Origin of the sequence: Prevotella conceptionensis 9403948, from assembly GCF_000312305.1 — a bacterium.
Lineage (GTDB): Bacteria > Bacteroidota > Bacteroidia > Bacteroidales > Bacteroidaceae > Prevotella > Prevotella conceptionensis.
In genome coordinates this window covers 227079-236340 of the sequence record NZ_HE999446.1, presented here as the reverse complement: position 1 = coordinate 236340, position 9262 = coordinate 227079, and the positions used below count along the sequence as shown (strand labels likewise).

The window sequence follows — 9262 nt, the reverse complement described above, 5'->3', positions numbered from 1 at the left end:
CCCTGCAATGGCTGTACGAACAGCTAAATATCACCATGAGCGAAGATGTTAAACATCTTTTCGAAAGCATCATGGGCAGCAGTTGGGGCTATCTTGCATTGGGCATTTTAGCCCCTGTGGCCGAAGAGTTGGTGTTTCGCGGAGCCATCTTGCGCAGTCTGATGGCTTACTTCAACTATCGTTTGCCTTGGATACCCATCGTTGTTTCGGCCCTGCTTTTCGGTGCCGTGCACGGCAATGTGGCCCAGTTTGCCAACGCCTTTGTTATGGGCTTACTTTTGGGGTGGCTCTACTGTCGCACCCACAGCATCGTGCTTGGGGTGGCCTTGCATTGGGTTAACAACACGGTGGCCTACACTATGTACAAGTTGATGCCGGAAATGAACGACGGACAGCTTATCGACTTGTTCCACGGCGACAACAAACTGATGTACATGGGCTTGTTCTGCTCGCTGCTTGTGCTGCTGCCGTCGCTGTTCCAGCTTAACAAACGGATGACTGCGGGTGGGTAAACGCCATCGGACAGGCCTAAAAACGAAGGGCATACGCCGCTTGTCGTGTCGCTTAAACAATGCCCCACCGCATGTTTAAGCACCGCCCCAAGCCGCCAACGGCCCTTTACAAACCTCGCTTTTCGCCAAGTGCAGCCGTCAACTATGCGCTTGGCGAAAGCAGAAAAAGCTTCTCCCCAAAGCGTACAACCTTAAAAGTCCGCACCGCCTTTAATCCTAAATAGCTAATAACTTAAATACCATATCATCATGAAAACAACCTTATTTACATGCCTACTGGCACTATGCGTGGCCTGTGCAGCACCTCGTCGCGAACGTTTGAAAGACGTTGCGGAGAAAGCGGAAGTGAGTTTCTTTCTAGATGAGAGCCAAAGAAAACTGGTAGATGGTAGCAATGAATTTGGTATTCGTCTCTTCCAGGTCATGGCACAGGCCCATCCCGATAGTAGTATGGTGTTTTCGCCTATGGGCGTTGTTTATAGTTTGAACATGCTAAACAACGGAACCGATGGTGAAACATTGGCAGAAATTTGTAAGGCCTTGGGCTATGCCAAAGGCAAACTGGCAGGTGTAAATGCGCTTAACCGAACCTTTCTCATTGCCCAACGCAAGCAACAACACACAGACACCGGGCAAGAGTCGGCCTATATGCACACGGCCAACCTCCTTGCAACTATTGGCGATGACGCGATAAAAGATGCTTTTAAAGATACTTTGGCACATATTTATTTCGCAAAATACATCTCCGAGACTTCCATCACGGCTCTGCAACAATGCGCCAACCAATGGATAAACGAACAAACAGAAGGGGTTGTAAAGCAGATACCCTTGCATTTGTCGGCCGATGCACCAGCCTGCCTTGTCAATACCATTGTGTTCCGTGCTCAATGGACAAAGAGTTTCGATGCCAATCACACCCGTAAAGTTCCGTTTTATTGTGAAGATGGGCGTGTAGATAGTGTATGGATGATGTCTCAATACGCCAATCAAGAAACTTTTAGAGGAATGCACGGCACGTCTTTTAGTGCCTTATGTTTACCATATAGTGGGCAATTCCGCATCACGCTGTTGCTCCCATCTAAGGGAAACACTCTTGCCTGTCTGATAAAATGTCTTAATGTTCGGACATTGCATCAGATTAACCGCGATATGGAAAGTTTCGGCGAGTTTCATATACGCATTCCGCGCATCTATCTTAAATACTCTGTCTCCCTTAAACCCCGGCTAACACAAGTGGGAATCAAGCAGGCGTTCTCGCATAAAGCCAATTTAAGCAAGATGAGTGGCAAGCAATTGATGTTGGATGATGTGTTGCAACAAACAGAATTAAAGGTGGACGAGAAAGAAACAACTGCTGTGTCGACCACAACAACGCGGTTTCTTGTAAAAGGCGAGGATGAAATTGCTACCCAATTTCACTTCACCGCCAATCGCCCTTTCCTTTATTATATCTCCGATGGCTTTGGCAATGTCTGTTTCATCGGGCAATATTGTGGTGGCAAACGTTGAGATAAATGGTGGCGTGTGCGACCCTTCGCCACTTCCTTTATGATTAAACCAATTAACAATTTAAATATCAAACCATCATGAAAACAACCTTATTCACATGTCTACTGGCACTATGCGTGGCCTGTGCAGCACCTCGTCGCGAGCGTTTGAAAGACGTTGCGGAAGTAACTGACGTGGATTTCAAATTGAATGATGCAGAGAAACAGCTGGTTACAGGTAGCAACCAGTTTGGTCTTCGCCTATTCCAAGCAATGGTGCAGGCGCATCCTGATAGCAGTATGGTGTTTTCGCCTATGGGCGTTGTTTATAGCTTGAACATGCTAAACAACGGAACCGATGGCGAAACGCTAACAGAAATTTGTAAGGCCTTGGGCTATGGGGAAGGCGATTTGCAGCGAATGAATGAGCTAAATCGTACTTTCATCATCGCACAACGCAAACAAATTAAAACGGAATTGGAACAAACGCGCGACTATATGCATACGGCCAACCTTTTGGCTGTTATGGGAACAGATGCCGTAAAACCCTCTTTTAAGAATGTGCTTGCACGCAACTACTTTGCCGAAACCATCTCGGCCTTTGATACTGATTACTTACAGCGAAGTATAAGCAGGTGGATTGATGAGCAAACGGAAGGGCAAATTAAGCAAATACCCTTGAAGTTGTCGCCCAATGTGCAGGTGTGCTTGGTCAATGCCATTGTGTTTCGGGCCCGTTGGGCAGAACCTTTTGGACCTGAAATCACCAAGAAAGCCCCATTTTACTGCGCAGATGGGCGGATTGACAGTGTGTGGATGATGAGCGGATACGATAGGGAGAACACCTTTAAGGGCATGAGCAACAATACGTATTCCGCCTTACGTATGCCTTACAAAGGCCAATTCTACATCACAATGGTTCTTCCTAACAAAGGGTTTTCTGTTGCAGACTTACTTAAAAGCCTTAATGTGCAGATGTTTGGCATGATAGAAAAAGGTTTGCACGATTACAATGAGTTCTATGTGCACATCCCGCGCATCACGCTAAAAACTTCTGTCGCCCTCAAACCGTTCCTTTCGCAGGTTGGCATCAAACAAGCGTTCTCGCAACAAGCCAATCTTAGCAATATGAGTATAAAACCATTGAAATTGGACGACGTGGTTCAACAGACGGAATTTAAGTTAGATGAGGAGGGAACAAGTGCCGTTTCGGGAAGCTTTATGCAAGTAACCTCGCTGTCTGCTTGCATTAACCCCACTGAATTTCACTTCACCGCCAATCGTCCTTTCCTTTATTACATCTCCGATGGCTTTGGCAATGTCTGTTTTATCGGGCAATATTGTGGTGGCAAACGTTGAGATAAGCGGTGGCGTGCGGTGGTGTTAGGCCGCATGAAGGGGTTGTTTTTATGGGCTTGGGATAGGAATTGCGCCTTTCTTGCTATTGGTATGGTGAGTCAACACCATTCCAATGGGCAAGTTGTGTTGGGGCAATAGGCCTACTAGTCCACTTGTTAGCATGCCAACCCGTCAACTTGTTAGCCTGAAAGCCTCGTCAGCCTGTGCCTTCTCGACCTATCTTCTTGTCTACTTGTCAGTTTGTTAGCACGTCTGTTCCTTCTCCTGTTATAGTCAGACAAAGCTTGCTTTGACATGCGCTTTCCAACCTTGTCGGCAAGGTAACCTGCTGATAGTTATTTCTACGGAGCAACATTCCGCATCCCAATTAACGCAAGGGTGTAGGTGGCGAAAGGCGAACGAACTTTCAATGTGATTGTGTTGCTGCCATTTTTATCAAGACTTCAACTAAATTATCTAAATTCAACTCTGTTTCACTACAAACCTACGAGAGTGTTCAGAGAGATAAAATAGCACGCTCAAAAGGTCGACAATTTCTTGTTTGTATTATTTTAAATGCGTATATTTGCAGAACCTAACAATTTAAAACTTTCTTATATGGAAAAGTATATTCTCAAAGTAAAAACCTAAAAACAGGCTTAATTCTTTTTGTTCTTACTCAAAACGGTATGCCGCAAAAAGTGACTTCGTTTTTAGATGTAGAACGACATAGTGCAACACGAGCGGCGCTTGGCGTTCTGTTTTGCATGCTACGCATCTGAAAGGGGCTTGTTGGATAGTGTGAACAATTGCCAATAGACTGCGGACTTTAATGAGTGCTGGAGACATCGCGTGTTCTATCCATGCGTGCAAGAGTGCTGCCTGGCTTGCCACGTTACGCCAAATGAAAATCAGTGTTGTGTGCCCAGTCCTGACAAGAAAGGAAGAAATTAGGCTGACCTCTTTAAAATAAGAAACCTCAAAAGACCGAAAATGATGAGTAACAGTTTTGACAGTACGCTTAAATATTTTGATCTCGAGCCAGAAGAGATGTTTCTCTGTGCGCTATGTGTAAACATATCTAGTTGCCAGTATGGCTTTTATTGCATGCTTTTCACCAAGATTGGTATGCTGATGTATTTGTTGTGGTTCGTAGTTAAACGCGCTATTGCCCCACAAAGGAGGGAAGTTGTGAAGAAATGGTATAAGAAAACAGCAGCGCTGATGATGGGTGTTGGAGGACTGATAATGCTCCTTAGATACATAAACGAGATTGTAGTGAGCATATAATCAACCAAGTTGTTGAGTGGTTTTAAGGCTTTACAGTCTAAACACGCAAGAATTTGATAACTAATTGCGCCCTTGTGAGCAAGGTGTAAATGCCGAAGGGCGTTTCTTGGACATGTTCTGATAGCGTTGTTGACACCGGAACTTGTTCTTGCATGTCTGTTCTTGCAGGTTGGTGACCATCCCAAACGGGCTGTTTGTTATGAGACCATCACCAACTCAACGCTCCCCAATAAACATTGTCCCGTATGTTGCTCACGCAATATACGGGACGTTTCTTGTAGTGAAAAAGATTTTTATGAATGGGCAATTAACCATTTTTGCAGCCATTCCTCAGCTTGCCTTAGGATAGAAGAAGTGAGAAAATGGTGCGCGGTGTAACGCCAAATATGAAGTTTATAATTCTATTTACAAAAATACACATTATAACTGAAAGTACCAAATTTTAGTTGGACTTTTTTAAATAAGCTGAAAACTTCTTTACAAATTGGGCTTATTTCTCTACCAAAATGCGTTCCTTGCCGTTATGTCGGCTTGTCTGTATGGCGAATTTGCTGGTCTGTTCTACGTGTTTTGCATAGAAAAAGGTCCAACGGCATCGCTGTCGCCGGACCTACGGAAAACTAAATCTACCAAATAAAAACTAAATATCAATCAAACTAAAATTACGAGTTTTCTGTTTCTTGTCGACGAGTTAACGAATCTGCACGTTAACATGTCGAAACGTAAACGGGTTCGCCATGGGGACGTTTGTTAACAAGTGTACGTATCCGCGGGTTAAGTGGCGTAATAATTTTGCTCCTTAACGTGTTGGCGGGTTTTGGGAGTTAACAAAGCTTTGAGTTAACGAGGGCATGGGTTTGCAGTTTAACAAAGCACCATGCCCTTTTACTTGTTAACCATTGGCTAGCGAAAACGCTTGATGCCGAGGCGCAGCCTTAGTCGATTTGTATCGAACGGAACAGCTTTTGCTCTTCTTTCTGCACCTTGGGTAGGTCAACCGTCAGCACACCATCGTTCACACGGGCAGCGATAGCCTCGCGGTTTACGTCTTCTGGCAAGAGCAGGGTCTGCTCATACTTCGAGTAACTGAACTCACGGCGCAAGTAATGTGCCTTTTCGTTCTGGTCGGTCGACTCGCTTTTTTGCTCCATCTTAATGGATAGGTTGCCGTCCTCGTTCACGTTTACGCTGAAATCGTCCTTCTTCAATCCAGGAGCGGCAAGCTCAACGGTATATTGTTTGTCGTTCTCCAATACGTTGATGGCAGGAGCCGTGGCGTTAGCGCGTGGCATAAGGTTGCTGTTCAAAAAGTCGTCGAACACTTCGGGCAACCAAGAATTCCTTTTCATTACTGGTAACATAATCATATCTCCTATATTTATAAGTTGTTTTTTGTTTATTGTTCATTTCTTTGCCTCGGCTTTCGCCTTGGCTTTCACCTAATTATATACAAGTTCTGTACCAATGCAAGCGGTGTGACAAAACGACATACGTGTATGACAAACTGACAAAACTGTGGGGTTGAAACCTCTTACGAGGGCTAGGAGGCGATGGAACAAAACCCACAGCTTTTGAAGTGGATGGCAGAAATCCTTGTTAGTTGCACACCCCGCCACCGTCTAAGCTTATTGGTTCGGTGGCTTGTAAGCCTGTCAACCCGCCCTCACGTCTACTTGTCCATTCGTCCACTTGTTCACTCGTCCACTTGTTCACTCGTTAACTTGTACGCTAGTCAACCTGTTAACTCGTCCACCTGTCCACTATTTCACGCACTTACTTGCCCTTAACTCGAAAAATATCCTTATCTTTGTACACGATAACTAAAAACAAGACTTTGCCTATCACCTCTGTCGTGAGGTAACAAGCAGGCAAACCGAAAGCATGAAATCGCGCCCAAGCATGCTTGTGAGTGTCGCAACGAACACATTATTATATATAAGACGTATGTTAATAAGCACAACCCCCACTGTCGAAGGTCGCCCCATACAAGCGTATAAGGGCGTAGTGACTGGCGAAACCATTATCGGCGCCAACCTTTTTAAAGACTTCATGGCTGGTATCCGCGACATTATCGGCGGACGGAGCGGCTCGTACGAGCGCGTTTTACGTGAGGCCAAAGACACTGCACTGGCCGAAATGCAACAGCGTGCACAAGAAATGGGTGCCAACGCGATTGTAGGTGTAGACATCGATTATGAAACCATTGGCCAGAACGGCTCCATGCTCATGGTGGCTGTTAGCGGAACGGCTGTGGTTATCTAGGTTATGAGTTTATGGGCTTTTAAGCTTATAAGTTCATGGGTTTATAGGTTCATGAGTTTCTAAGTTCATGAGTTCATGAGATGTTGAGTTGGAAAGTTGGTAAGATTATTGGCCCGTTGGTTCATTAATTGTGAGCCTTTCGTGTTGGTGAATTCATGATTTTTTGAGATTATAACTTCGTGAATTTATGGGCTGATGAGGTTATGAGCTGATGATATGATGGTCTTTTGAACAGATGGGTTCGCGAGTTGATAGGGTTTAAGGCTGGCGAGAGAAGTAGTTTGCCTGTTTGCTTTCCAGCTAACAAACTAATAAATTAGACTTTTCACCACTTGAAAAACTAATGGTTTCATGAACTTACCACCTTAAAAGGCTCATCAACTTACCATCTCACGAACTTAAAACCTCACCAACTTACCACCTCATAACCGCATAATCGCACCGCCCCATGAACTCAAAACCTCATCAACTTACCACCTCATAAACTCACAAGCTCTCCACATCATAAACTCTTCAAGCATGAGAACGACACCTTTTCTTGCCCTTGCACTGCTCATCGCAGCGTGGTTGACCAAGCCCCTTGCAGCCGCTAACATTTGGATTGAGGCCGAAAGTTTTGAACAAAAGGGCGGATGGCTGGTAGATCAACAAATGATTGAGGGGATGGGCTCGCCTTATCTCATCGCCCACGGACTGGGAACGCCCGTTAAAGACGCGCAAACAAACGTGCGAATAGATACCGCGGCAACCTATAACGTGTATGTTCGAACCTACAATTGGACTGCGCCGTGGTACCCTTCAACGGGTCCTGGCGGGTTTAAAGTGGCCATCAACGGCAAACGCCTGCCTGTAACCGTAGGCCAAACAGGCGACCGATGGCAATGGCAAAAGGCTGGTACGGTGAGCCTTAAACGTGGAATGGCAACGCTGGCACTATGCGATCTTACGGGCTTTGATGGTCGGTGTGATGCCATTTGCCTTAGCACATCGCCCGTTCCGCCGCCCGAAGGCTACGAAACACTAAAAAGATACCGCGACAAGATGTTGCGAAGAGACCAACACGTGCGCTCGGCAGGGGTGTTCGACCTCGTTGTTGTGGGTGGCGGAGTGGCTGGAATGAGTGCTGCCGTGGCTGCCGCAAGACTGGGCTTGAAGGTAGCTTTGGTACAAAATCGTCCCGTGTTGGGCGGCAATAACAGCTCGGAAGTGCGCGTACATCTTGGTGGGCGCATCAACACAGGCAAGTATCCGCGGCTGGGCGACCTGCAAAAAGAGTTCGGCCCCACGCAAGAAGGAAACGCCATGCCTGCCGAGAACTATGCCGACGACCGCAAGTTGAAGTTCGTAAAGGGCGAACCTAACGTCTCGCTTTTCCTCAATCATCACGTCTGCGGTGTCCAAATGCAGGGTCAACACATACCCATGACCAAGCTTTTGCCTGCTTTACAACCTTCGGCAATACCGCATGGGGCTATCCCCAAAGCGTCTTCCGCCTCTGATTCAGACCTAAATGTAACTGCAAGTAGCCCCAAAAATGGGGTAGAGAGCCAGTCGTTGACAGCAGACGAAACAGGAAAATCCAAAGGCAACGTCCTGATTAACCGCGACAATGCCATTGCTTCTGTCATTGCGATGAACGTACTTACGGGCGAAGAACTGTGTTTCGAGGCTCCGCTTTTTGCCGATTGCACCGGCGATGCCACGCTTGGCATGCTGGCAGGGGCGATGTATTCCATCGGTCGCGAGCCGCAATCGGCCTTTGGTGAAGAGCTTGCACCGCAGCAAGCAGACGATATGACGATGGGTGTTTCTATGCAATGGTATGCTAAGAAGAAAGACAAACCAACATCGTTTCCCCTCTTTGAATACGGCATTAGCTTTAACGAGCAGACGGCCGAAAAACGTTTGAGGGGAGAATGGACATGGGAAACGGGACTGAACAGTCGCATTGTAGATAATTTGGAACGTGTACGCGACTATGGTATGTTGGTGGTTTACGCTAATTGGAGCTTTCTTAAGAACCGTAGTAAAGACCGCCGACGCTACGAACGCCAACAGCTAGATTGGCTGGCATACGTAGCCGGCAAGCGCGAGTCGCGCCGATTGTTGGGCGATTACGTGCTGAGCGAACAAGACATCGTGAAAAACATGCCCCACGAAGATGCTACCTTCACCACCACTTGGAGCATTGACCTGCACTATCCCGACACGCAGAACGCCCGAAACTTCGCCACAGGTCCTTTCAAAGCCATATCGCGGCAGCGCGTTATCTATCCTTACGCCGTGCCTTACCGCTGTCTTTACTCGCGTAATATTAGCAACTTGTTCATGGCCGGGCGCAACATCAGCGTTACGCACGTGGCTCTTGGTTCA

The 9262-nt window shown here is 46.5% G+C and carries 7 protein-coding genes; 6 read left to right on the top strand and 1 reads right to left on the bottom strand.

What is annotated here, in order from left to right; genetic code table 11:
- From BN93_RS07140 to BN93_RS07125, 4 genes are all read left to right on the top strand, one after another.
- Window positions 1–512 (top strand): CPBP family intramembrane glutamic endopeptidase (locus BN93_RS07140; RefSeq protein ID WP_019187655.1); only part of this gene is annotated, 512 nt, incomplete at its 5' end.
- Window positions 513–761: 249 nt separating this feature from the next.
- Window positions 762–2021, top strand: coding sequence for a serpin family protein (locus tag BN93_RS07135; protein ID WP_084768714.1), 1260 nt, complete (start codon window positions 762–764; stop codon window positions 2019–2021).
- A 77-nt stretch (window positions 2022–2098) separates the two neighbouring features.
- The gene (locus BN93_RS07130; protein WP_019187653.1) at window positions 2099–3358 is read left to right on the top strand and encodes a serpin family protein; all 1260 of its coding nucleotides are present in this window, start codon (window positions 2099–2101) and stop codon (window positions 3356–3358) included.
- Between the two features lie 972 nt (window positions 3359–4330).
- Window positions 4331–4627 carry a hypothetical protein gene (locus tag BN93_RS07125; protein ID WP_019187652.1) on the top strand — a complete coding sequence of 99 codons (297 nt, stop codon included), beginning with the start codon at window positions 4331–4333 and terminating at the stop codon, window positions 4625–4627.
- Between the two features lie 935 nt (window positions 4628–5562).
- Here BN93_RS07125 and BN93_RS07120 read toward each other — a convergent pair.
- On the bottom strand, window positions 5563–5976 hold the full coding sequence (locus BN93_RS07120) for an Hsp20/alpha crystallin family protein (protein ID WP_019187650.1): 414 nt from the start codon (window positions 5974–5976) through the stop codon (window positions 5563–5565).
- A 595-nt stretch (window positions 5977–6571) separates the two neighbouring features.
- Between BN93_RS07120 and BN93_RS07115 the strand changes: the two genes are divergently transcribed.
- Together BN93_RS07115 and BN93_RS07110 are read left to right on the top strand one after the other, a co-directional pair.
- A complete protein-coding gene (locus BN93_RS07115) occupies window positions 6572–6889 on the top strand; it encodes a heavy metal-binding domain-containing protein (protein ID WP_019187649.1) in 318 nt (105 codons plus the stop codon).
- 519 nt (window positions 6890–7408) lie between these two features.
- Window positions 7409–9262 (top strand): FAD-dependent oxidoreductase (locus BN93_RS07110; protein WP_044260067.1); only part of this gene is annotated, 1854 nt, incomplete at its 3' end.